Origin of the sequence: Boudabousia marimammalium, from assembly GCF_001936115.1 — a bacterium.
Taxonomy (GTDB): Bacteria; Actinomycetota; Actinomycetes; order Actinomycetales; family Actinomycetaceae; genus Boudabousia; species Boudabousia marimammalium.
On the sequence record NZ_MPDM01000001.1, the window covers coordinates 186014 to 209849 of the forward strand.

The 23836-nt window shown below is 55.2% G+C and carries 25 protein-coding genes and 2 tRNA genes; 14 read left to right on the top strand and 13 right to left on the bottom strand.

Features of this window, described 5'->3' with window-relative positions; all coding sequences use genetic code 11:
* Positions 1-61 precede the first annotated feature (61 nt).
* The 5 genes from BM477_RS00800 to BM477_RS00820 form a co-directional block, all read right to left on the bottom strand.
* Positions 62-997: a hypothetical protein gene (locus BM477_RS00800; RefSeq protein WP_075360777.1), complete on the bottom strand. Its 936-nt coding sequence runs from the start codon at positions 995-997 to the stop codon at positions 62-64.
* A gap of 90 nt (positions 998-1087) precedes the next feature.
* The gene (locus BM477_RS00805; protein WP_075360778.1) at positions 1088-2116 is read right to left on the bottom strand and encodes a sensor histidine kinase; all 1029 of its coding nucleotides are present in this window, start codon (positions 2114-2116) and stop codon (positions 1088-1090) included.
* A gap of 11 nt (positions 2117-2127) precedes the next feature.
* Positions 2128-2904: a response regulator transcription factor gene (locus BM477_RS00810; protein ID WP_222842259.1), complete on the bottom strand. Its 777-nt coding sequence runs from the start codon at positions 2902-2904 to the stop codon at positions 2128-2130.
* Positions 2885-4582 carry a cytochrome c biogenesis protein DipZ gene (locus tag BM477_RS00815; RefSeq protein WP_075360779.1) on the bottom strand — a complete coding sequence of 566 codons (1698 nt, stop codon included), beginning with the start codon at positions 4580-4582 and terminating at the stop codon, positions 2885-2887. The genes BM477_RS00810 and BM477_RS00815 overlap by 20 nt, the downstream gene beginning before the upstream one ends.
* A 112-nt stretch (positions 4583-4694) precedes the next feature.
* Positions 4695-5243: a thioredoxin family protein gene (locus tag BM477_RS00820; protein WP_075360780.1), complete on the bottom strand. Its 549-nt coding sequence runs from the start codon at positions 5241-5243 to the stop codon at positions 4695-4697.
* Between the two features lie 174 nt (positions 5244-5417).
* Here BM477_RS00820 and BM477_RS00825 point away from each other — a divergent pair, with 174 nt between their 5' ends.
* Genes BM477_RS00825 through pknB form a run of 7 tightly spaced genes read left to right on the top strand, consistent with a single transcriptional unit; the run spans position 5418 to position 14062 of the window.
* Positions 5418-6119, top strand: coding sequence for an FhaA domain-containing protein (locus BM477_RS00825; RefSeq protein WP_075360781.1), 702 nt, complete (start codon positions 5418-5420; stop codon positions 6117-6119).
* Complete coding sequence (locus BM477_RS00830) at positions 6119-6643, top strand: FHA domain-containing protein FhaB/FipA (RefSeq protein WP_075360782.1); 525 nt, start codon at positions 6119-6121, stop codon at positions 6641-6643. The genes BM477_RS00825 and BM477_RS00830 overlap by 1 nt, the downstream gene beginning before the upstream one ends.
* 2 nt (positions 6644-6645) lie before the next feature.
* Positions 6646-7971 carry a Stp1/IreP family PP2C-type Ser/Thr phosphatase gene (locus tag BM477_RS00835; RefSeq protein WP_075360783.1) on the top strand — a complete coding sequence of 442 codons (1326 nt, stop codon included), beginning with the start codon at positions 6646-6648 and terminating at the stop codon, positions 7969-7971.
* A gap of 7 nt (positions 7972-7978) precedes the next feature.
* Positions 7979-9439 (top strand): FtsW/RodA/SpoVE family cell cycle protein, encoded by a 1461-nt coding sequence (locus BM477_RS00840; protein ID WP_075360784.1) that lies wholly within the window; start codon positions 7979-7981, stop codon positions 9437-9439.
* A complete protein-coding gene (locus BM477_RS00845) occupies positions 9436-10878 on the top strand; it encodes a peptidoglycan D,D-transpeptidase FtsI family protein (RefSeq protein WP_075360785.1) in 1443 nt (480 codons plus the stop codon). The genes BM477_RS00840 and BM477_RS00845 overlap by 4 nt, the downstream gene beginning before the upstream one ends.
* Positions 10875-12269, top strand: coding sequence for a serine/threonine-protein kinase (locus tag BM477_RS00850; protein WP_075360786.1), 1395 nt, complete (start codon positions 10875-10877; stop codon positions 12267-12269). The genes BM477_RS00845 and BM477_RS00850 overlap by 4 nt, the downstream gene beginning before the upstream one ends.
* Positions 12242-14062, top strand: coding sequence for a Stk1 family PASTA domain-containing Ser/Thr kinase (gene pknB / locus BM477_RS00855; protein ID WP_075360787.1), 1821 nt, complete (start codon positions 12242-12244; stop codon positions 14060-14062). The genes BM477_RS00850 and pknB overlap by 28 nt, the downstream gene beginning before the upstream one ends.
* 117 nt (positions 14063-14179) lie before the next feature.
* Here pknB and BM477_RS08390 read toward each other — a convergent pair whose 3' ends face one another.
* Genes BM477_RS08390 through BM477_RS00865 form a run of 3 tightly spaced genes read right to left on the bottom strand, consistent with a single transcriptional unit; the run spans position 14180 to position 16226 of the window.
* Entirely contained in the window at positions 14180-14338 is a 159-nt protein-coding gene (locus BM477_RS08390) for a hypothetical protein (protein ID WP_169823235.1), read from the bottom strand.
* Complete coding sequence (locus BM477_RS00860) at positions 14338-15513, bottom strand: class E sortase (RefSeq protein ID WP_143230152.1); 1176 nt, start codon at positions 15511-15513, stop codon at positions 14338-14340. The genes BM477_RS08390 and BM477_RS00860 overlap by 1 nt, the downstream gene beginning before the upstream one ends.
* The gene (locus BM477_RS00865; protein ID WP_075360788.1) at positions 15510-16226 is read right to left on the bottom strand and encodes a DUF881 domain-containing protein; all 717 of its coding nucleotides are present in this window, start codon (positions 16224-16226) and stop codon (positions 15510-15512) included. The genes BM477_RS00860 and BM477_RS00865 overlap by 4 nt, the downstream gene beginning before the upstream one ends.
* Positions 16227-16346: 120 nt before the next feature.
* Here BM477_RS00865 and BM477_RS00870 point away from each other — a divergent pair, with 120 nt between their 5' ends.
* Complete coding sequence (locus tag BM477_RS00870) at positions 16347-16625, top strand: cell division protein CrgA (protein WP_075360789.1); 279 nt, start codon at positions 16347-16349, stop codon at positions 16623-16625.
* 123 nt (positions 16626-16748) lie between these two features.
* Here BM477_RS00870 and BM477_RS00875 read toward each other — a convergent pair whose 3' ends face one another.
* A complete protein-coding gene (locus BM477_RS00875; RefSeq protein WP_075360790.1) occupies positions 16749-17405 on the bottom strand; it encodes a hypothetical protein in 657 nt (218 codons plus the stop codon).
* A gap of 131 nt (positions 17406-17536) precedes the next feature.
* Between BM477_RS00875 and BM477_RS00880 the strand changes: the two genes are divergently transcribed.
* The 6 genes from BM477_RS00880 (at position 17537) to BM477_RS00900 (ending at position 22699) form a co-directional block, all read left to right on the top strand.
* A complete protein-coding gene (locus tag BM477_RS00880) occupies positions 17537-18046 on the top strand; it encodes a peptidylprolyl isomerase (protein ID WP_075360914.1) in 510 nt (169 codons plus the stop codon).
* A 13-nt stretch (positions 18047-18059) separates the two neighbouring features.
* Positions 18060-18335 (top strand): hypothetical protein, encoded by a 276-nt coding sequence (locus tag BM477_RS08245; protein WP_143230153.1) that lies wholly within the window; start codon positions 18060-18062, stop codon positions 18333-18335.
* 2 nt (positions 18336-18337) lie between these two features.
* Entirely contained in the window at positions 18338-18880 is a 543-nt protein-coding gene (locus BM477_RS00885) for a rhomboid family intramembrane serine protease (protein WP_245792781.1), read from the top strand.
* A 411-nt stretch (positions 18881-19291) separates the two neighbouring features.
* Entirely contained in the window at positions 19292-20038 is a 747-nt protein-coding gene (locus BM477_RS00890) for a queuosine precursor transporter (RefSeq protein ID WP_084543609.1), read from the top strand.
* 92 nt (positions 20039-20130) lie between these two features.
* Entirely contained in the window at positions 20131-21420 is a 1290-nt protein-coding gene (gene tgt, locus BM477_RS00895; protein ID WP_075360792.1) for a tRNA guanosine(34) transglycosylase Tgt, read from the top strand.
* Positions 21421-21700: 280 nt separating this feature from the next.
* Positions 21701-22699: a M48 family metalloprotease gene (locus tag BM477_RS00900; RefSeq protein ID WP_143230154.1), complete on the top strand. Its 999-nt coding sequence runs from the start codon at positions 21701-21703 to the stop codon at positions 22697-22699.
* 301 nt (positions 22700-23000) lie between these two features.
* On the opposite strand, the gene BM477_RS00905 is transcribed toward BM477_RS00900, so the two are convergent.
* The 4 genes from BM477_RS00905 to BM477_RS00915 all read right to left on the bottom strand — a co-directional run bounded on the left by BM477_RS00905 (position 23001) and on the right by BM477_RS00915 (position 23834).
* Positions 23001-23073 (bottom strand) — tRNA-Ala (locus BM477_RS00905).
* Between the two features lie 3 nt (positions 23074-23076).
* On the bottom strand, positions 23077-23208 hold the full coding sequence (locus BM477_RS08560) for a hypothetical protein (RefSeq protein WP_281247071.1): 132 nt from the start codon (positions 23206-23208) through the stop codon (positions 23077-23079).
* Between the two features lie 27 nt (positions 23209-23235).
* A tRNA-Ile gene (locus tag BM477_RS00910) sits at positions 23236-23309 on the bottom strand.
* Between the two features lie 141 nt (positions 23310-23450).
* A complete protein-coding gene (locus BM477_RS00915; RefSeq protein WP_075360794.1) occupies positions 23451-23834 on the bottom strand; it encodes a DUF3566 domain-containing protein in 384 nt (127 codons plus the stop codon).
* Between the last annotated feature and the right edge of the window lie 2 nt (positions 23835-23836).

Below are 23836 nucleotides of genomic sequence, written 5' to 3' on the forward strand. Positions count from 1 at the left end.
ACTAAAAAGGGCAAATTTTCCCAAAGCAGAATTTGAGATAAAAGGGGGATTCTTCCCTGTTTCACAGCCGATTCAGGGGGTCGTCGTCCGCGTCCTCGTCCTCATCTTCTTCACCCATCTGGTACTTATCCGGGTAACCCACATCGAGGGGGCCGAAATATCCAAAGAGGAGGCTGTCGATTGGGCCGGTCCCCGGCGGGAGTTTCCAGTGGCGTTGATAGATGAAACCGGAGGCAACCAGCAGGGCAATACCCGCCAAAACCAGTATCAGAACGCCGATCCCTTTAACCTCCAAACCCGCCAAAGCTAGGCCCAGAATCAGCGAGATCGCACCCGCCACACCGGTAATAATGAAGCTCTTACCGGTTTTCAGCAAAATGTTCTTAGTGGAGGTTTCGTCGAAGATTTTTTCCTGCTGCTCACGCTCAACTTCTTCGCGGCGACGGGCCTCCCGCTGCAGCTGCGCATACTCCGTGGAATGAGCGGAGAAACCGCGGCCTTCCGGCAGTACTTCAGCGGGCTCAAAACCAGCGCGGTCAAAGAAATCCCCCTCAGTCTCCACCCAGTCGGGACGCTCCCCGCTGCGGACCTGCTCAGAGAGCTGAATCAGCAAATCCCAGAACTGCTCCACGCTGGTGAAACTGGCCAACTCCAAAATGTCTAACTGTAGCTGATAATCTTGCGCGGTCAGCAGCAGGTAGTCAGAAAACTGTTTGAACTGGCGTGACCAAAGCGGCTGATTCATTTCCAGGAACAGGGCCGCGGTCGCAATATTATTTTGCAGGGTTTCACGCGGCAGGTCGAGGGCGGGTAGCGCCTCCACATCAAACTGGTTTACCGCATCAACCATTTCCTGACGATGCTCACGCAGGGTCTGCGGGTCCAGCAGAAGCATCCAAAATACGGGCAGGCTGTTGTAGGCCTCAAACAGATTGAACTTTTCAGCTTTCCCAGTCTCGGCCGCCTTGGTGGCGGTCAAATAAACCTGTTGTCCCATAATCTATTCTCTCTTTACGTCAGTTTTCACGGGGTCTCCCCCACCGCTGCCAGCCCCCGAACCAGGCTGTGGTTCAGCTCGGTCTCAATCTTAGCGGCCCAGACGCGGTAATAACAGGTTCACCACGCAACCGGTGTGCGCAACATTATTGCTGATGGAAACGCTGCCGCCGTGAGCTTCCACAATGGTTTTCACAATCGCTAAGCCCAGTCCAGAACCGCCAGAGTTTAATGCTTTACTCCCGGTTTTTTGCGGAGTACGGGCAATATCGCCGCGCCAGCCGGCCGTAAAAATATGTTCCAGTTCTTCCGCCTGCAAACCGGCGCATTCGTCGGCAACCTGCACCCGCAGGTCCGAACCAACCGCATCCAGCTTCACGGTGACAGTGGAGTCAGTTTTCGTGTACTGAACCGCGTTCATAATCACGTTCTGGAGGGCTCTTGTCAGCAGCACACCATCACCAATCATGTCTGATTCTGACACTAGGGTTTCACCCTCTAGGCGTACGGTTTTCGCTTCTGCGACCGGTTCAATCTGGGCGATCAGGTCAGAAACCAAATCGGCTAGACTCACTGCTTCGGTCTGTAGTTTGACCGTACCTGAACGCAGGCTGGCCATTGCCATCAGATCATTAACCATAACTGTGGTGCGCTGCGCGGATTCAATGATCTGCCCATAGTAGGCTCGCGGGTCTGAGGCAACGCCATCCTCTAGGGCTTCAGCCATGGCGCGGATCCCGGCCAGTGGCGTACGCAGATCATGAGACAGCCAGGTGATGAGTTCACGGCGGCCTTCCTCGACTTCGCGGCGGCGGCGCTCAAGTTCCAGTTCGGCTTGCGCCTGCTCCATCATCCGCTGGTTCTTCACCGACACGAAAACCCCCACCAGTAACGCTACCGGCGCGGTCGCCAGCAGAATCAGCAGGGGCACTTGCACTTCTGACACCAGCATCACTTGCATGCCGACCAGTAGCCCGGCCGCGACCGCCAACACCACGGACAGGGGTGCTAAGATAGCTGCCCACCGCACAGATCGGCGGGCCACTCGCAACGTCACGAAGGCGCACAGCAGCCCGGTCAGGAGGGTCGCGGCAATGGCTTCCAGCAAATGAATCGTCATTAGTTACTCTTTCAGTTTTCTGGCGTCTCGGCGGGTTCCCACCGGTAGCCGCGACCCCAGACAGTGACTAGGCGTTTCGGGGCGGACGCATCCGCCTCAATCTTGCCGCGCAAGCGCCGCACATGAACCGTCACAGTGGAAGGGTCCCCGTATTCGGAGCCCCAAACTTCCACCATGAGTTTCTCCCGGGAAAACACCTCGTTCGGGTGGGTCACCAGAAAGGCCAGCAGGTCATGCTCACGCAGAGTCAAACCGAGCGGCTGACCATCGCGGCTGGCTTTGCCTGCTTTCAGGTCCAAAGCCAGGTCACCATCTTCAACAATCTGGCGGGTTTCCTCCGCAGACTGCTCATCCTCGGCGCCCCGGCCGCGACGCAAAACCGACTGGATGCGTAGAACCAGCTCACGTGGGCTGAAGGGTTTAGTCAGGTAGTCGTCCGCACCCAGCTCGAAGCCGAGGATGCGGTCAGCTTCCTCCCCGCGGGCAGTCAACATGACTACCGCGGAGTTCACTTGGCTTTGGCGCAGGCGCCGGAACACTTCCAGACCGTCAATATGCGGCAACATCAGGTCCAGGACCAGCAGGTCGTAGCCGCCGGTGCGGGCCATCTCTAAGCCCTGCAAGCCGTCGCTGGCCTGATCGACCTCCATCCCGGAGGCTTTCAGGTAGTCAGCGACCACTCCGCGCACTGTGGAATCGTCATCTACAACAAGAATCTTTGGCACACCCCCATCATATTCCATGAGGGTGAAGCCGCGGACCTCAGGATTATCCGAAGGTGAAGGCATTGGCGCTCACACCCTTATCGAAAGTCAAAGTGACTTGGGTGCCTTCGGTGATTTCAGGCAGTTCAACCAGACGGTACAGCCGGTAGTCTTGCACTTTCACCTGGCCGTCTTTCACGTCCATGCCGCCGGGCTGACTGATTCCATCAACCATGACTTTCACCTGGCTGGAGGCTCCGGCAGGTACACCCTCGGCCCCCATCACGAGGAACATTTTCTTCCCGGTGAAACGGTAGCTTAAAGTGGCGCCAGCAGATTTGGCGGTGATTTTTTCGCCGTCAACCTCCCAGTCGCCGCCTAGGGTCCACTCGTTTTGGGTGATACTTTCCGCCGGCTGATAGGTGTTCAACCCAGCCTGCAGGTGAGGGGTGCCCACGAATCCACGGGCCCGGTTCACGCCCAGGTAGGTTTCCGGGGACTGCTTTTCGGAGCTGGTTTCAACCATCCCTTGGGGTTTGGCCGAGGGCGCGTCCACATTCAGAAGCTGCTGGATAGCTGATTCGGTCTGCTCATAATCGCCTTCCCCAAAATGGGTGTAGCGGATGTCGCCGTTCTTGTCGATCAGGTATTTGGCCGGCCAGTAGCGGTTATTGAAAGCACGCCAGGTGGTGAAGTTATTGTCTAGGGCTACCGGGTATTTAATGCCGGCTTCTTGGACAGCGTTTTCTACGTTGGCGGGGACTTTTTCGAAAGCAAATTCGGGGGCGTGCACGCCAATGATTTCAAAGCCTTTGTCATGGTAGTTGTCGTACCAGGCGTTCAGGTACGGCTGGGTGCGTTGGCAATTAATGCAAGAGTACGTCCAGAAGTCGATGAGGACTACTTTGCCTTTGAGCTGCTCTAAGGTGGTGGGGTTGGAGTTGATCCATTCTTGCAGGCCAGCCAGTTCCGGCGCCTGCGTGCCAGCGGGCAACAGCTCACCGGCAGGGGATTCCTCAGCGCCGGCACCATTATCGGAGTCCGGGATGAGGCTTTCTTCTAACTGGGTGATGGAAGGGGCCCAGTCTACCGCCCAGGTTTGGATTTTTTTGTCCACGCCGGTGACGATGGAGATACCCACCAGAATGAAGAGGATAGCGAGTGCGCGCTGGAACCAACCGTAGGGGTTAGCCAGCCAGCCGAGCTTGGTTATTAGGGCGCGGCCCAGCATGGCGATAGCCAAGAGGACAATAGCCAGACCAATGCAGTACATGGCCAGATAGAACAGGCCGACAGCCGGTTCGGCGGGCAGCACGGTCGCAATCACCCACGCATAGGTGGGGCTGCAGCTGGAGAAAACGGGGCCGAGGGCGGCGCCGGTTAAGATAGCGGACCAGGTGCCGTTATTTTTGCTGCGGGCGTTGTCCAGCATTTCATGGGATTTATTTCCCAGTTTGGTCCAGGTCATGACACGGGCCCAGAGGCTGGGGAAGAGCATGACGAAGCCAAGGATGATTACCAGGATGCCGGAAATGAACGGCCAAACACCGGGGTCAATATCAATCAGGAGGGTGCTGGCTTTAAGCAAAACTGTGAAGACCAGCAGTGAAGTCACCAGGGAGGCGGACACAATCAGGGGGCGTTTCCAGCCGCCTTTGTTGTCGAGGCTGCCGCCCACAATGATGGGCAGGAAGGGTAACACGCAAGGCGCGAGGGCGGAAAGCATGCCCGCCAGGAGCGAAAGTAGGGCGATTATTAGCATCGTTATGGCTTTCAGGTTTGAGGGTGTAGGTAGGCCCGGATCTGCCAGTGCCTGCGCAAGAGTTGCGGTTCTTGCCTAGGAACTAGCGGATCCGGGCCGGAAGAGGAACTGGTTACTTGCTGAGCTTCTTCGCTAGGTCCGCGGCGTTGGTGCCGGTCCACTGGTTCAGGGCTTTGCCGTCTTTATCTACCTGCACGAAGGTGTGCTGCATGGTGACGCCGTACTTCTTACGTAGGTCAGTGTGGGTGTCGTAGTCAACGGAGACGACGGTTGCGTTTTCCGGGATGAGGGACATATCGGATTTGAAGGCTTCATCGGCGGCGCGGCAGGCGGGGCACCAGGTGGCGTTAAAGAAGAGCACCACGTCGCGGTTCATGTAGGAGTCCATGTGGCCCATGTATTCGTCGTATTTGACGTAGGAGGCGGGCTTCATCATGCCGTCAGGGGTCATGGCTTTATCCATATTTTCCATGCTCTCCGGAGTCATGGACTTGTCCATTTTCTCCATTGATTCTGGGGTCATGGTCATTTCCATGGTTTTTTCCATGGTCATGCCGTCGGGGGTCATCGCATCTTTGGGCTCATCCGCACTGGAGCACCCGGCAAGGGTGGTGGCTAGTACGGCGGCGGCGGACATTGCAATCATTACTGTTTTTCTCATGTCTTTAACTCTGTCACAGGAACCCTTACAGACTGGGGGAGGATTTTATTAACAAAGTATGAACAGTTCTTTCGATTTGATTTTCTCTTGCTCTGGGGTGTTCACCCTCCCTGAATCTTTCGGGGCGGGTTAGAATATGGGTGTTGACCTATATCTTTATGGAGGAGTACTTAAATGGGACTATTCGACAAAGCAGAGCGCGCTGTCGAGAAGTCGGTAAATAGCGTCTTCTCAAAGATGTCTCATGCTCCTTTAAAGTCTGTTGATTTAGCTGCTGAGCTCAAACGCAGCATGGATGAAGCGATGCCTGTTGAGGGAACCCCGGACGTGCATTACAACTTCTTCACGGTGGCGCTTTCTCCGCAGGATTTTGAGAGTCTCACTAAGGACAGTTCGATTAGTCAGCTCTCTGAGTCTTTAGCTGATGAGCTTTACTTTTATGCGGAGGAGCAGCAGTTTTACCTGCTCGGCGATATTTCGGTGACTGTGGTTTCCAGTGAGAGCACTGGCGCGGGCCGCATCATGGTGACTCCGCAGATTCATCACACGGCGACCGCTCCGGCTTTTAACTATGCGGCGACCGCTGCGCATCCCATTATTGAGCTTGATGGCCGTCTCTACCGCCTGAATCAGCCGGTGATTGTGATGGGCCGGGGCACGCAGGCCGATATTCGTTTGAATGATAATGGGGTTTCGCGTGAGCATTTGGAGCTGAAGAACACTGACCAGGGCATGATTGCGACCGATTTGAACTCTACGAATGGCACTTTCGTGGAGGATCAGCGGGTCACGCTGGTTCGTTTGGTGGATGAGAACCTGGTGCGAATCGGCAATACGACTTTCACTTTCTTCACTGGTGATGAGGGTGGGATTTAATGAGCAATGAACTGTTAGTTACCCTCATCCGGGTGGGTTACCTGGCCCTGTTGTGGCTGATGGTGATTGCCTGCCTGTCGGTTTTGCGCCGAGATATTTTTGGCACCATGGTGACGCCTCGGGGACGAGGGCGCGGCGCCGCTACGCGTCGCCGGGCTGCGGTTGCGCCGGCTAACGCGGCGGAAGCTCCGCCGTTGCCGGGCGCTGCTACTTTCCCGAAATCCGACGGTAAAGCTCCGCTGCGTCTGATTGTGATGTCTGGTCCTTTGGCAGGCACCAGTCTGCCTTTAGATAATTCTCCGATTGTGATTGGTCGTTCCCCGACTTCGACTTTGGCTTTGCGGGATGATTATGCTTCCAGTCAGCATGCGCGTTTGTTCCCGAATCAGCAGGGCTGGTGGCTGGAGGATCTGGGTTCTCGGAATGGCACTTTCGTTGATGATGAGAGACTAGTTGAGGCACGGCCTGTGCATGAGGGTGTGCAGTTCCGGATTGGCAGCACCACTTTGCAGATTGGACGATAGTCATGCCGATCGAGTTACGTTACGCGGCCCGCTCCGATGTGGGTTTGGTCCGCAAACAGAATCAAGATTCCGGCTATGCGGGTCAGCATCTACTGGTACTAGCTGATGGCATGGGTGGTCCTGCCGGTGGCGATATTGCCTCATCGGTGGCGGTCGCTCACCTATCTGCTTTAGATCAGGATGCTTTCGCAGCGGAGGAGCTCCTCCCCAATTTGAAGCAGGCTATCCAGGCGGCTCACGATGAGCTGGTGGCGCGCTCTCAGGCGGACACTGAGCTGGAAGGCTTGGGCACTACCTGCATTGCAATGCTGCGTTCGGGCCGAAAACTGGCGATGGTCCATATTGGTGATTCACGCGCCTACGTGCTTAACGGTGGCGTGTTAACCCAGGTGACGAAAGATCATTCTTTTGTCCAGTACCTGGTTGATACCGGCCAGATTACGGAGGAGCAGGCAGAGCATCACCCTCAAAAGTCCGTGATTTTACGGGTTTTGGGTGATTCTGAATCCGATGTGGTCCCGGATGAGTCTTTGCGTGAAGCCGTGCCGGGTGACCGCTGGCTACTGTGCTCTGATGGTCTTCATGGCGTGGTCAGTAAAGAAACCATCACTGAGGTTTTAACTACTTTCAAGAATCTCGATGAGTGCGCCGATAAGCTGGTGGAGCTAGCGCTTCGCGGCGGAGGCCCCGATAACGTCACGGTGGTGGTCGCTGATGTGGTCTCCCAGGTTTCTGATGTGCCGCAAAATATTCCCCAAATTGTGGGTTCAGCTGCTACTGATCGTTTGAAGAAAACTACCGATGAAACTTCCTCGGCCTCACGCGCTGCCGCTTTGACAGCGAACTCCACGCAGCTGGAAGACCCGCAGGGTGAAGAGGCGAAAGAGAATCATCAGCCGCGGAAGCGGCGCAAACTGTGGCGCGGGTTGCTGGCCGCCGTCTTGGTGCTGGCCGCGCTGACGGGTGCGGGCGTGGCCGCCTACCAGTGGGTGAGCAGTCAGTACTACGCCATTTTGGATGATGAAAGTATCGTGATCTATAACGGACTGCCGCAGCAGATTGGCCCCTGGGTTTTAGCTTCCGAGGTGGAAGTCCGTCACGATGACCGGATTGCTGACTTGCTCCCGGCCACCAAGAATCGGCTGAAAGAGCCGGTTCGCCGGGATTCTTTGCAGGCGCTGGATGAGTATTTGGATAATCTGTTTGAGACCGATTTCCAGCAGCGTTTAGAAGCAAAAATGGAAGAAGACCGGGCTAAATCTTTTACCCCGGAGACTTTGACCACCCCCGAGTCTACTCCTTCGGCCCCGGCGCCCAAGCAGGAGTGATGGGCTGATGGCAACTATTTCTGTTCGGCCTGCCCGACCGGGGCGCCTGCCTGAACTATTCCTCATGTTCATGGCAGTCCTCATTGGCGTGGGCGGATATGCAGCCACCGCTTATTCACGGACCGGCACCCTCCCGCAAGGTTTCACCACCCATATTGCGGCTTTCTTGGGACTAGCTGTGGTCGCCTCAGTGCTGGTCAAAATCTACGCCCCCTACGCTGACCCGGTGATTATGCCGGTCGCAGTAGCTTTGAATGGCCTGGGTTTAGCCATGATTTACCGGCTTGATCAGTCATATATTGAGGCAGGAAAAACCCTCTATGTGACTGGTACCAGGCAGCTGACCTGGACCTTTTTAGGGATTGGTGTGGCCGCCCTGATTCTGATTCTGCTGACTTCGCATCGCCGGCTTCGCACCACGCCTTTGCTGTGGATGATTCTGTCTCTGATTCTGTTGGTAAGCCCGCTGATTCCCTTCATTGGACGCAGCATCAATGGCGCCACCATTTGGGTGAAGATCGGCCCTATTAGCGGCCAGCCTGCTGAGCTCGCCAAAGTGACTTTGGCGATTGCTTTCGCCGGCTACCTGGTGGCTTACCGTGACCGCCTGACTTTGGGCGGGAAAAAATTCTTAGGGATTCGCTTGCCCAGGCTGCAAGACCTCGGCCCCCTCGTCATCGTTTGGGCCATGTCTATTGTGGTGCTGGTACTGCAGCGCGACCTCGGCACCAGCTTGCTGCTCTTTGGCCTGTTCGTTGCCATGCTGTATGTGGCGACCGACCGGGTTTCCTGGATTGTGCTGGGCCTGACCATGTTCTTTGGCGCGGCGGCTGTCGCGGTGCAATACATTTCGCATGTGGGCGCTCGCATCACCGTCTGGCTCCACACTTTCGACCCGGACGTTTATTCCGCTCCGCGTGGCTCCTGGCAGCTGGCGCAAGCCCAGTTCGGGATGGCTTCAGGCGGCATGTTCGGTTACGGCTGGGGCCGCGGCTATCCGACGGAGGTTTACGCCGCGCATTCCGATATGATTCTGGCCAGTTTCGGTGAAGAACTGGGCTTGACGGGTCTGCTGGCAATCTTCATGCTGTACCTGATTTTGCTGGAGCGCGGCATGCGTGCTGCCGTCAGCGTCCGCGATGGTTTCGGCAAACTATTGGCGACTGGCCTGACTTTCTCCATCGCTTTCCAACTGTTCGTGGTGGGCGGCGGTATCCTGCGCATTATTCCGCTGACCGGTCTGACTGCGCCGTTCTTGGCGGCGGGCGGCTCTTCCTTGGTTTCCAGTTGGATTATTGTTGCCTTGCTGCTGCGCCTGTCCGATGCGGCTCGTCGTCCGGCTGAAGATCCGCTGACCTCCACTAGGTCGGTACAAAAACTGTCCAATTGGTGGAAGAAACGACAGGCCGAAGGCGCCGAGGAAGATGCAAACACTGATTCTGATGTGGCAGCGGAGGTGATGTCATGAATCCGCAGATTCGTAAACTTACTGTAGCGATGGCCATCATGATTGTCTCACTCCTAGTGATGGCCACTTACGTGCAGTTCTGGCGGGCCCCGGAGCTTTCCAATGATGCCCGTAACCGCCGTGACACTTACCAGTCGTGGGGGCAAGATCGTGGCCCCATTATTGTGGACGGCACAGAGATTGCCCTTTCTGAAAAGAATCAGGCGGGTGATCGGTATCATCGTGTCTACCCGGAGGGGCCGCTCTACGCTGCGGTGACCGGCTATTCGGCAGAAAGAATCCATGTTTCCACTGGTTTGGAGCGGGTTGCCGCTTCGGAGTTGGATGGTTCTTCTAATACTTTTTTTGCGCAGCGGATTAAAGCCATGTTCACGGGTAAGGACCCGCAGGGCGGCGCCATCCAGTTGACCTTGAATCCGCAAATGCAAAAAGCTGCTTTTGCGGCGTTGGGGGATCGGCGCGGCGCCGTCGTAGCTTTGGATGTGAAGACCGGTGCGATTAAGGCACTGGTTTCCACGCCTTCTTTCGATCCTAATCTGCTCACCATGGAAGATGGTAAGACGGCTCAAACAAATCTGGAAACCCTGCAGGATGACCCGCGCGCTCCACTGGTCAACCGGGCAATTTCTGGTAATCGTTATCCGCCTGGCTCGGTGTTCAAGATTGTCACCGCGGCAGCGGCTCTTCAGGCTAATGATTTGTCCCCGGAAACAGTGATTGACGCTCCGCGGGAACTGCAGTTACCGGGTTCAACTGCCACTATTAAGAATGATGGTGGGGCGGCCTGCGGTAGCGGCACGGTTCCCTTCAAGGAGGCGTTCGCCCGCTCTTGCAATACAGTGTTTGCGCAAATGTCCATGGATTTAGGTCAGGCAGCCATGCAGAAGCAGGCCGCTGACTTTGGTTTCGGTGAGGATCTGGCGACGCCGTTGGCTGTCACCCCCTCGATCTTCCCCGATACGAAATCAGCCCCGCAGTTAGCGCAAAGCGGCATCGGCCAGTTCGAGGTGCAAGTCACTCCGATGCAGGTCGCTTTGATTTCCGCGGCGGTCGCCAACCAGGGCAAGATGATGTACCCGTACCTGATTGAATCCACCGCTGACCGTGACTTGGTGGTGCGGGCGAAGACCGCTCCGCGCGTGTGGAAGCAGGCAATCAGCCCGCAGGTCGCGCAGCAGCTCACCAACATGATGGTTGAAGTAGTCAATAGCGGCACCGGTAAGCGGGCCGCGATCAAAGGCATTCAGGTGGCCGGCAAGACCGGCACCGCTGAGACTGGCCGAGGGGGTGCGCACGCCTGGTTCACTGGTTTCGCGCCTGCCGGCGATCCCCGATACGCGGTCGCTGTGATTGTTGAATCTGAGGACGGGAAAGCCTTCCATGGTGGACAGGTCGCTGCCCCGATTGCCGCTGAGGTTTTGAAAGCGGGGCTGAGATGATTCATAAAGGCGCGGTCTACGGCGGCCGCTATGAACTGACTGACCATATTGCGGTCGGCGGCATGGGGGAAGTGTGGAAAGCACATGACCGGCTCCGTGACCGTGAGGTTGCCATTAAGGTACTCCGTGATGATCTGGCTGGTGATAAGCATTTCTTGCAGCGGCTGGCGATTGAAGCGCAGAATGCGCAGCGGATGAAACATCCGAATCTGGCTGCAGTCCTTGACCACGGTGAAGATAATCAGGTGGGATGGCTAGTCATGGAACTAGTTGAAGGCTACCCGCTGGTTGACTATGTGGCGAACGGTCACACCCTGACGGTGGAGCAGCTTCTTCCTTTGCTTTACCAGGTGGCTTTAGCTCTGACTGCCGTGCATGCGGCGGGCGTAGTCCACCGCGATATTAAACCCGGTAATTTCCTGATTGACACAGCCGGGCATTTGAAGCTGACTGATTTTGGGATTTCGCGGGCCGCCCAGCAAGCTGATTTGACTGAGGTCGGCATGGTGATGGGGACCGCCCAGTATTTGCCGCCCGAACAAGCCAAGGGTGAGGTCGCTACCCCGCTGGGAGACCTCTACAGTGTCGGCATTATCGCCTATGAGGCACTGGTTGGGCACCGTCCTTTCACTGGTGAAACCCAGGTTGATATTGCTATCGCACATGTGAATCAGAAGGTTCCGCCACTACCGGAGACTATTCCGGCGCTGATGCGCACCCTGGTGATGTCTTTGCTGCAGAAGAACCCTGCGAACCGTCCGAAGGATGCCATCGCTTTCGCCCGGCAGGTCGCCTATGTGGCTCAGCAGCTTGAAGTGTCTTTGCAACCGGTACCGTTAGGCCCGCCCGATGCGGAGCAACTGGCCACCCCGAAGGTTACGCCCCCGGCGGCGAATGCGTCCTCGGCGCAGCCCCCTCGTCCTGCCTCCGAAACAGTGCAGGCAGCGTCGCAGCAGTCAGCGTCGGGAGCTAAATCGGCTGAGCCCGCCGCCAGACGAGTGGTACGAAAAACCGTTGCTACGAAACCCGCCCCAGCCCAGAGTACGGTCTTGGATCCAGTCCAAAGCAGCGAATGGCATCACTTCGAGCAGTCCTGGGATAGCCTTGTCAGTGAAGAAAACACTGATCTTCCAGAGGATTCCGCAGGGGCCCACAATTTTGCGGATGCGCCCGCTAAGGAGCGCAAATCTGACCACGTTACGACCAGTTTTACCCTAAAAAATGGTAATCTCACACAAAATAGCCCACTATGGCTACTAGCTGTGATTGTTCTGGTCCTCATAATAATCGCAGTACTGATGCAGTTTGGTTTGCACACTTTGAGCTACTCCGGCTCATACATTCAGGAGATGGAGGGAACCTTATGGTTGAATCACGCGCTCAGCGTCTAGCGGGACGCTACGAGTTACGAGGCCTGATTGGCCGAGGGGGCATGGCGGAAGTTCGCCTAGGCTACGATACGAGGCTGTCTCGTATTGTCGCAGTCAAGATGCTCCGCACCGATCTGGCCCGCGATTCGGTATTCCAAGAACGGTTCCGCCGGGAAGCTCACGCAGCTGCTTCTTTGAACCATCCCGCGATTGTCGCAGTTTATGACACTGGGGAAGAGCTTCTGGTTGCCCCAGATGGCAGCAAAGTCAATGTTCCCTACATTGTGATGGAGTACGTGGAAGGCCACACTGTGCGTGATCTCCTTCAAGAAGGCACCCCTCTGCCCATTGATGAAGCCGTTGAAATTGTCGCGGGCGTGCTTTCCGCTTTGGAGTATTCCCACCACGAGGGCTTAGTCCACCGCGATATTAAGCCCGGCAATATTATGGTCACCAAAACCAACAAGATTAAGGTGATGGACTTCGGTATTGCCCGCGTCTTGGAGGACTCTCAGGCCACCATGACGCAAACTGACGCGGTGGTAGGTACCGCCCAGTATCTGTCTCCGGAGCAGGCGCAAGGGGAGCTGGTTGATGCCCGCTCCGACCTGTACTCCACAGGTTGTGTCCTCTTTGAGCTTTTAACCGGGCAGCCTCCCTTCAAGGGTGATTCTGCAGTCGCAGTAGCCTACCAGCATGTGTCTGAGCCTCCACGTCGTCCCTCCGCAGTCACTCCGGACGTGCCGTACGCTCTAGATCAGGTGGTTTTACGAGCTTTAGCGAAGCGGAAAGAAGACCGTTACGCTTCAGCATCTGATATGCGCGCTGATTTGATGCGTGCCGCTGCGGGCGGCGAAGTCGCCACAGTCCCGGATTCTGCTTTCCTTTCCACCCGCCGGATTGATCCAATCCAGCAGACGACTTCAATGCCACCTTTGCCGCCGCAGGCAACCTCCCCGATTACGGGAGGCGTGCCCGCGCAGCTAGGTCACTCCACCGGTGCTTTACCGATGGTAAATGAGTCAGAGAAGCAAAAAAGTGGGAACCGTTGGGCATGGATTATTGCGATTATTGTTGCAGTGATTGTGCTTGGTTCCGCTGCACTACTGTGGTGGTCTCAGTCAGGTGGCTCCGCTCCCGCAACGGTGGAACCCACTGCGGAACAGAGCACAACAGTCCCGGATGTCACTAATATGACCCAGAATCAGGCCCGCGAGGCCCTAGAAAAGGCCGGCCTAGTGATGCGCCTACAGGATGAGCGGGTCTTCTCCGATGATGTCCCAGCTGATTCTGTGGTCTCCACTGATCCGGCTGCTGGAACCCCAGTGAGCCCGGACGCTACCGTTTATGTCACTTTATCTAAAGGCCCGGAAGCTAAGCCGCTACCGGAGCTGGCTGGCCAGAATCTTGACCAGGCGCAGCAACAACTGAAGGATGCCGGATATATTGTCACCCTGGAAACCATGGATGACCCGAATATGGAGAAGGGACACGTCATATCCACTGAACCGGCTGCTGGCTCTGAGCTGGCTGCAGGTGGAACCGTGAAGCTCAAAGTTGCCTCCGGTTATGTGAAGATTCCTTCGAACTTGGCTGGCAAATCAGTTACCGAGGTAACTCAGGTTCTGGAAGGCTTGGGCCTGTCCGTGTCCACTACCGCGATGGAAACCAATTCTAAAGCCCCTGACACGGTCCTGACGGTCAGCCCGATTGGTTCCGTGGAGATTCATTCCGCCGTGAACGTGAAGTATGCGGTAGCCCCGCCGGTGGCCCCGAAGCCACCTTCGGAGGGTAGCTCCAGCCCGGAGAACTGAGTTTAAGCATCGGTTCCTTTCCGTAGCTTGGGGAGGAGCTAAGAAGCCGAAGGAGAACGCCCTCGGTACCTGTGATTGGTGCCGAGGGCGTCTCCTAGTTTGATGCTTAGTTTAGCCTTAACCGATATTGTTATCGTTCAATCCGAAGGTGGTGAATGCCCATGGATAAACCCATAGGAACAACACGATGGTCAGCAGGTACAGCAAGAACAGGCTCTCAATGATTCTGAGCCAGTTCGGTCCAAAGAGGACGTGACGGTAGAACCAGGCGTACATTAGTTGCCTCCTGACTGGGTTAGTTCAACTGGAATGCCGCTAGAGCGCGGCACCCAGTGATCAAGTTTCAGATGCTGAATATAGCGGTGAGAGTTACCGAACTGGCCACCGGTCGCAGTAGCACAGGTAGTTAGTGTCATCAGGCGTTCGGTTGGTTCTGTACCCATCGGTTGTCCAGGAACCGGATGAATCACTTCGACTTGTTCAGGTAGCACCAGTTGATGCTGGTACACGTGGAAGATCAAATATGCGTCCTTGGTTTCCACGACAATCGGGTCGCCGGGTTGTAAGGTGTCGATCTCCCTGAAGGAGTTACCGTAGGAGCGTCGGTGCGCGGCCACAGAGAAGTTTCCGAGCTCCCCAGGCATCGCGGTTTTAATACTGTTCACATAATGACCGGCAAAAGCCTGATCGAGGATGTACTGGTCTTCTCCCTGGGCAATCGGGATGGCTAACATATTCCATCTCGGCACGTACATGGTGGCGAAAACGTCACCATGGTTGACCGGTCCAATCGGGGGTGGAGCATCATAACGCAGGTCGTTGGAGACTGTTTGCGGGGCTTCTGGAAGCTGTTCATGCCACGTGGATACTTGTTCTTGACGAACACCTTCCACCTCGAAGGTTGTCCAGTAGACCTGCCAAACCAGGAACATGCCGACCACATAGGCCGCCAGAATGAAGATTTCTCCGATTGCGCCAATTAGGTTGAAGAAGCCCCAACGAAACCATTGCTTCGCGGTACGCGGCTGTTTGCTGGTGGTAGCTGCCACTGTTTCAAATGCTCCGACTTCGTCTTCAAAGATTGGTTGGAGGCTGCCCGGGAAGGGGCCAGGATCAGGCTCTGTTGCCGTGCTTACCGTCGCGGGGACGGGGGAGATAGCTGACTGCGTGACGCCGGCTTCCACCGCGCTACCTGGCGCAGGGCCACTGGCCGCGGGGGTGGGCATTGGTTCGCGCGGGGCCGAGGGCGTCTGCGGCGCCAAGTATGAGGCACCCGCAACGGGAATGCTGTGTGGGTGAAAAGTGGGTGTGGCATCGGTTTGAGATGAACCTAGTAGCTCGCTCCTAAACTGTTCCCGGATTTCATTTCCTTCGGTTTCAACCTTTCTGGCGCGAACGCGCGAAGGAATCCGAAGAGTCGGTTCCGGAGGATTATTCTCCAAGTCCGTCATGAATTCTCCAGTGTGCTAGCAACCATGTAGGTGGGCTGTTTAGTACCAGCCGGGAAATTCAGTGTATCACTGACTTCCTCCAGATAGCCTAAACCGTAACGCTTCACATACTGTTGGTAGATTTCCAAAGTGTCATCCTGCTTTAATGCTTCCTGCAGGGATTTCGGATCACCGATTGCGGCAATCTCGTAGGGGGGTGAGAAAACTTCACCATCCACGTAGATGACGTTGCCGACGCAACGAATCTTACTGTTTAAGGTCACTCTGGCTCCTTGAACAGTCATGGCTTCCGCTCTGCCACTCCACAGCGCGTTCATTACTGCTTCCACGTCCTGCTGGTGCACCACATAAATGTCCGGGTTGGAGGCATCCTCGGCCACGGGCGCGTCAGTGAGCTGCACAACCACACCGGGACCGCGCACCGGCTTGGAGGCGCTGAGCAAGGTCTCATTCACAGTCACTTGAGTTTTTGAATTTTCTTGGTTTTGAATCAGGGAGTCTACTTCTTTGCGGAGTTTAGCGTTATGCTTTTCAGCTTTCTTCACCGACTGCACTTGATCCAGCACTGAGGCTTGAAGGTCACCCGCCCTCGTCCTCGGCTCTGAGCCCGGATTGAGAGCGGAAACACTCAAAAGCACGCCCGCTACCACCATGACCAGCATGGTGATTAGCTGCACGGGACGAAACTTTTGTCGCTTTCTGGCGCTTTCCATGGCGTCCCCCCTCTCAATCTTGCTAAACTGCTTTAGTATCGATACAACATTAGTGTGTCACGTTCGGGCTATCTTCCGCATGCGAAACCGAATCCGGTGACATTCATTGAAGGAGGCATCATGCCCGAGTCGCGTAAGCGCAAGAAGAACGGTAAGTCCGTATCTCAAATCGCGGAGAAGAAAACTGAAATCAAACCCGACTGGACTGAGGGCATTAAGCCTTCGCCGTCGTGGTGGGCGCCGGTGTTCTGCACCCTGGCTATCATTGGTTTGATTTGGCTAGCTATCTACTACATGTGGTCCGCTCAGTACCCGATTCCGGGAATCGGCCACTGGAATATGGGAATCGGTTTGGGCTTTATTTTTGCCGGCTTCCTGATGGTGATGCGCTGGCGCTGAGCCGCTGTTTAGCTTCTTAAAATCCCCGATTCGCTACCTGATTGGTTAACGAATCGGGGATTTTAGATTTCACAGATTATCTATGTGAAGCTAACCTTCACTTGTGCGCAGGAATCCAAGTGGTTACTCGGATTCTTTCGGATCCTTCAGTTCCATATTGGCAACTGCTTCTTCGACTGCTTCTTCAGCTTCGGCGGCTTCGGTAGCGAAGTCAACCTTAGTGGTTTTAGCTTCCAGGTCGGCCCAGTACTCTTCAGCCCAGGGATCTTCAATCGGCTGACTACGACGCCACAGCACATATCCGGCGGCGCCCACTACTACTGCCAGCAGTGAGAAGCCAAAGCCCTTGAGGACAGGGTGGCCCTTCTTCACCGGCTTGGTTAGCGCAGTGGAGGTAGCTTCAGCAACAGCGCCGGCTTTCTCCTTGAGGGAGCCTTCCACCTGTGCGGCATCAGCGGCATCGCGCATGGCGCGCTGTACGCGCGGCAGGTAGTCGTCAACCAGCTTTTCGTGGGCGGCATCGACATGCGGACGAACTGCCTCGGAAGCGGCCTCAATCTTGGGGGCAGCTACCTTAACGGTTTCGCTCCATGCCTGCTGCGCCTTGGGGGCGGCCCAGTCCATGGTTTTTTCTGCCAGTTCCTGAGCGCGTTCGCCTAGTTCAACCAAGTCAATCGAAGCCACAGCATCTTTGGCGGCTTTCGTGGTCTTGGCGGCTTGATCAGCGACCGTAGTGGTTGCCTCACGGACAGCCTTGCGGCGAGATGAACAGAACAACATAGTGAACTCCTTTGTCTTACCCGCCAAGTTAGACAGGTTTACCTTTACTATTGTGCCGTGAATTGGGCCACTGTGCAGAACTTTTCGCTTCCGAAGAAGAAAAACCCGGCAAGTTATGCCAGTATGAGGATATGAAAGCAACACTACATACTAATCACGGCGATATTGTTATTGAACTTTACCCTAATCATGCTCCGGTGACAGTGAAAAACTTTACCGAGTTGGCAAAGGGTGAGCGCGAATGGACCCACCCCATGACGGGAGAGAAGAGCACCGCTCCGCTTTACGACGGAGTTATCTTCCACCGCATCATTGACGGTTTCATGATTCAAGGCGGCGACCCGACCGGCACCGGCATGGGCGGCCCGGGCTATCGTTTCGGTGATGAGTTCCATCCGGAGCTCACTTTCTCTGAACCCTACCTGTTGGCTATGGCTAATGCCGGCCCGGCCACGAACGGCTCCCAGTTCTTCATTACGGTGGCTCCAACCCCGCACCTGAACCGTCGTCACACCATTTTTGGCAAGGTCGAGGATGAGGCTTCCCGCCGCGTCGTTGATGAGATTGCGAAGGTTCGCGTTGACGGCCGCGATAAGCCCCTTGAAGACGTCGTCATCAACAACATTACGGTTACCGACTAGTCAGTATCTGCTGATGAAGTTCTTTGGTTCTTCAAACTCTGACGATTCTGTTCCGTCATTTAATAACAGCTTTTCAACTGCTGGGCGTGGGCATCCAAAAGCAAAATCTTGGATGCCCACCCCAGTAGTTGCTGTTTTAATCGCGATTTGCGTGTTCTTCGGCGTCATTAGCGTGGTCACCGATGTGGTGGATCAGCAGCTGGCTTTTGTCAGTTTTTTGAGTTATTCACAGCCTTGGCGCTTTGTGCCTCTGCTTTCATTCATTTCGGTCCGGCTCACCTGTTGTTGAATATGTGGGTCTTGTATCTGGTTGGTCCGCCTTTAGAGATCGCTGTCGGCAAGATGCGATTCTTAGCTCTGTATCTGTTCAGCATTTTGGGTGGTTCCACTTTCGTTTTGTTTTGGGAGACTTTGCCGGGCACTCAGTTGGCTTTGACCGCTGGGGCTTCGGGAGCAATTTTTGGCCTTTTTGGCGCCTTAATTGTGCTGCAACGACAGTTGCAGCAAGATATCCGGGCGATGGTCACTTTGGTTGTGATCAACTTTGCGTGGGGTTTCGTGCAACCAGGAATTTCTTGGCAGGGACATTTTGGTGGTCTCCTCGCGGGCGTCGTTTACGCTGTTGTGGTTTTGCTTTTGACCCCGAGGTTGCGCGCTGTCGCTAAACGCCGGAAAGCTGTGAGTAGCGGTTTACCCTATTCTGAAATTCGCACCTCGGTTTTTGATCAGCCGGCAGTTTTAACCACTCTTCAAGTCGTTTTGACATTGGTTTTAGGAGCCGGATTATATCTCTTGAATCTTTCGTTAATATATTTTGTTGGATTACCTTCCTGATTGGTTATGCTTCGTTCTTTATCGAGTATTCACCTTTCTTGGAGCGCACCCGGCCGGTCTGGAGTGAACCGAAGGTTACTCCCTGCCGTTTGATCTAAGGAAAACTACTTAGGTGGGTAAGTTACACGCATGTAATTCATCCACAACTGTGCACAAGCCTGTGGATAACTCCGTTTTTGTGTCCACACCTGTGGATAACCTTAATATGGTTGATTTATCGCCGAATTGTGGCGAATCCTAAACTCGTTCAATTCACAGGCCTGCGCACAGCGTAGTAGGCTAGATGCTTGGTGAGAGCCTAGTTCCCTAGGTTCCCCAAACAAGCGAATATTTAGTGCGTATTACGCACACAGATTGTGGTGCCGGTGGCAGGGGCATCACCTAACAGCCCCTACCCGCGAAAGGACACCCATGTCTGAAAATTCTTCCAGCCACGCCATCCCCGCCGCGACCGTGCGCACGCAAGGAACCGCCGCCGAACTTGGTAACCGCGTCCCCCGCTACTTCGACATTGTGGTCGTAGGTTTCGTTGGATTCCTCCTGCTTTCTAATATCACCGCAACCAAGCTGATTGATATTAACGTCGGCGTCGGCCACCTGATCTTTGATGGCGGCGCCATCCTCTTCCCCCTCACCTATATTCTGGGTGACGTCCTCACCGAAATCTACGGGCTCAAGCGCGCGAAGCGTGCCATCTACCTGGGTTTCGCCATGTCGGTGATTGCCGCCCTCGTGTTCTTCCTCGTCCAGATCGCCCCACCCGCTGAAGGCTACGAAAACCAGTCCGCCTATGAGGCTGTCCTCGGTTTCGTGCCGCGGATTGTTTTGGCCTCCCTGTTGGGATACCTGTTCGGTCAGCTACTTAACGCCCTCGTCCTCGACAAGCTGCGGGCGCGCTTCGGTGAGAACAATATGTGGATCCGCCTGATTGGCTCCACCCTGGTGGGCGAGTTCGCTGACACGTTGATCTTTTGCACCGTCGCCTTCTACGGCATCATCACGGGCGCCGATTTCCTCAACTACCTAATCACCGGCTACGTTTACAAGGTGGCTGTCGAGGTTATCTTGCTGCCCGTCACCTACCTGGTGATTGGCTGGTTCAAGCGCCATGAGCCCGGCTGGGTAGGCAAGTCCGACCCGAACCTGCGGCTTTCTTGAGGACGAGGGGGTGGCGACCACTAACCCCCTCGGCAAGCAAACTCTTATCCTTTACCTGAATGAACTAGCGCGAAAGCGGCATAATGGACAGTATGACTGATGATTCTTTGACCTTGACACCAGCCCAGACGGGGAATGCGCAGGAGGAAACCTGCTTCACCGTAGGTACCCGACTGGAGTCCGGTTACGGCCTAGGCCGGACCGGGACGATCCACACGCCGCACGGTGAGATTCAAACTCCCGCTTTCATTCCGGTCGGCACTAAAGCGACCGTGAAGACAGTGCTGCCGGAAACGGTAGCGGAGCTAGGCGCGCAGGCGGTACTGGCGAACGCCTACCACCTGTACTTACAGCCCGGCTCCGATATTGTCGATGAGGCCGGCGGCCTGGGTAAGTTCATGAACTGGCCGGGACCAACCTACACGGATTCGGGTGGCTTCCAGGTGCTCTCACTGGGTTCAGGCTTTAAAAAGGTACTGAGCCAACAGTTCGCGGGCACGGCGAATGCGGACACGGACGTCGCAGAGGATAAGATTCGCCGCGCCCAAGTCGATGACGACGGGGTTTGGTTCAAATCACATCTGGATGGTTCCATGCACCGGTTTACCTCGGAAATTTCGATGCGGATCCAGCATGAGCTGGGGGCGGATATTATTTTCGCTTTCGATGAGCTCACTACTTTGTTGAACTCTTATGAGTATCAGGTGGAGTCCCTAGAGCGGACCCGCCTGTGGGCGGAGCGTTGCCTGCGGGCGCACGGTCAGCTGACCGCACAGCGGGCCGGTAAACCCCGGCAACTGCTGTTCGGGGTAGTCCAGGGAGCCCAGTATGAGGATTTGCGGCGCAAGGCTGCCCGAGACCTAGCGGCCATGGAAGTGGACGGCTGGCGTTTCGACGGCTTTGGTTTGGGCGGCGCCTTGGAAAAAGAGAATCTGGGGAAGATTTGCGCCTGGGTGTGCGAAGAGCTGCCGGAAGATCGCCCTCGTCACCTGCTGGGCATTAGTGAGCCTGATGATTTCTTCCGCGCCATTGAGGCGGGCGCGGACACCTTCGACTGCGTTTCCCCCTCCCGCGTGGCCCGCACTTCCGCGGTGTATTTGCCGACCGGACGGAAAAACCTGACCCGCGCAGAGTTTAAGCGTGATTTCCGGCCCTTGGATGAGACCTGCGGCTGCTACACCTGCCAGCATTACTCCCGCGCCTACCTGCATCATTTGTTTAAGGCGAAAGAGATGCTGGGGAAGACCCTGGCGACCATCCACAATGAGTACTTCACTGTGCATCTGGTGGACCGTATCCGTCAGTCCATTGAGGATGGCACCTATGAGGAGCTGAAGGCTGAAGTGCTGGGCAACTATTACGGGTCAAGCTCCGCAAGCTAGTACCTTCAGCGCGGCCCCTCCTGCGCACCAGCGGTTCAGCATACCCCTCCTGCGCGCCGACGGTTCAGCGCACCCCCTCCAGCTCGCCCGCCGGTCCAGCGCACCCAGCCAGCCGACAGCATCGTGCACCTTAGCAACAATTGTGCACGTTGCAAGGCACACAATTGTTGCTAAGGTACACATTTGTCTGCGCAGACGCTTTAGAATCAGGGTAAGACAGTGTCACATTGATACGCCTCAGCCTGACGTGAGACGAGGGCGCCCGCACGAAAGGTACATAATGAGATCAGCTACCCTTACTATCCCCTTGGACAGGAAAGCTCGGAGACTACTAAGGTATCGCTGGCATGGCCTTGTCTTCACTATGTCCCTGATAGTCACGTTCATTACCGTTTTCTTTGCGGTAATGTTTGCCGGTTTACTCGCTTTCGTCCCTGAGTTAGAGGAAGTCTTCGATGGTGCAACTATCGCAGAGTTCCATAGATTTATTTCGCTGGTGCTGATTTTTCCTTTCGGTTTAGGCTTTTTGCGTCTGTTGGATTCCGCGAAGTCGAAGTCTCGCGGACCCACGGTCAACCACAATCAGTTCCCCGCTGTGCTGGAAATTGTGCAGGATTTATCTAAGAAGGCCGGCTTGAAGACAGTTCCTACAGTTGTAGTGGTTTCTGGTTTGACTGGGCTTTCGAACTCTGTGCAGGGCAGCGGCGAGTCCGTCATCATGGTTCATTCTGATCTACTGGACTCTCCCCGCCCTAACGGTGATTTAGGAGCACTACGTTTCGCTATTGCTCGCGAGATTGGAAACTTGAGCGCGAATCATCAAAAGGTCTGGTATGAGATTGCTACTACCGTCACCCAGTCCGTACCCTACCTGCAGAATCTGCTGAAATGGACTGAAACCTACACTGCGGACCGTTACGGTGCCGCTTTAGCCCCCGAGTATGCAGGTGACTACTTCGCGGTGGCCGGCGTTTCTAAAGATTGCTGGCTGGAATTCTATATCGCTGAAGTACTCCGTAGAGTCGGAAAAGAGAAACTGATTAACCTCCTAGCTGCTTGGACTAACCCAGTACCACCACTGACTTGGCGGATGCTGGCCCTAGCTGAGCTAGGTGTTTTCCGCGATGAAATCGTGAAACAACCTGAAATCAAAACCACAGACCTGAAACGTCATTACGGCAGACTATTCATTAAGCCAAACCGAGTCTCCGAAACACACCTGACTGAACTAGTCACCGAAAGCGAAATGCAAGACTACTTAGAGCGCATCGCCGCTTAATCTTCACCGACTATCCCGACTATCCCGAGCATCAATTGTGCACCTTATTGACAATTGTGCACCTTGCAACGTGCACAATTGTCAATAACGATCACAGTCGCGCACCACGATCAACGATTAAGCCACTACACGGGCTACTAGTTGCCTGTAGTGCCAGCCAAACATCTTCCGTCCTGTGAGTGTTAAGAAACCGCTCCTAAACCCTCTAACTCAGTGGTAATCCTACTCTGGTTCACCAAGGTTCATGGCTGACTTTTAAACGAAAAATCCCGCTATCTCAACGATAACGGGATTTAATCCGTGGAGCCTACGGGACTCGAACCCGTAACCCCCTGCTTGCAAAGCAGGTGCGCTACCAATTGCGCCAAGGCCCCTATTTAGTTAGCTGAGCTAGTGACATCGTGCCAGATTTCCCGGCGTAAGCCAAGATCACGAACCACGTTAATAGTCACCAACGCAAGCACAGTGGCAAACAAGGACAGGAACAAACTAACGAAAAACTTTTTCATCAGATTTCCTCCTCATCATTGCTGCTGTGGGCCTAGCTGGACTCGAACCAGCGACCTCTTCCTTATCAGGGAAGCGCTCTAACCGACTGAGCTATAGGCCCGCTTTACAATCGCAAACATGCAAGCAAGCTGCGTGTTAAGCACTCCGATAGTTTAACCTACGAAACAAAGCGCGGCAAAACGAAAGGGCGGGTGGTGATGCAGTCCACTATTACGAGCTACAGCAACCACCCTGCCAACGATCATTCATCAATCAGATGAACCGAAATGCCACCCACCAATTTCACCAAAACATTGTAGAGCAAAGCACAAATCGTGGAAATCACCGTCATCAAAATCACGTTGATAACTGAAATAATCGCAGCCATCGACACGACCTTAGAGAACTGCAAATATTCCGCTACCGCAGCCATCTTTCCGGAGGCATCCACCTGGCCGATAATGTTTTCAATACCGGAGAAAACATGCATACCATTCAAAACGCCCCACATCAGTGCAACCGCCACAATCGTGGCAATACCGAAAGCCACTGACAGCAGGAACGACAAACGTAGCACCGACATAGGATCAACATGATCCACAGTCATCCGGTACCGGCGGGGAGCCGATTTAGTTGGCTCTGACATGC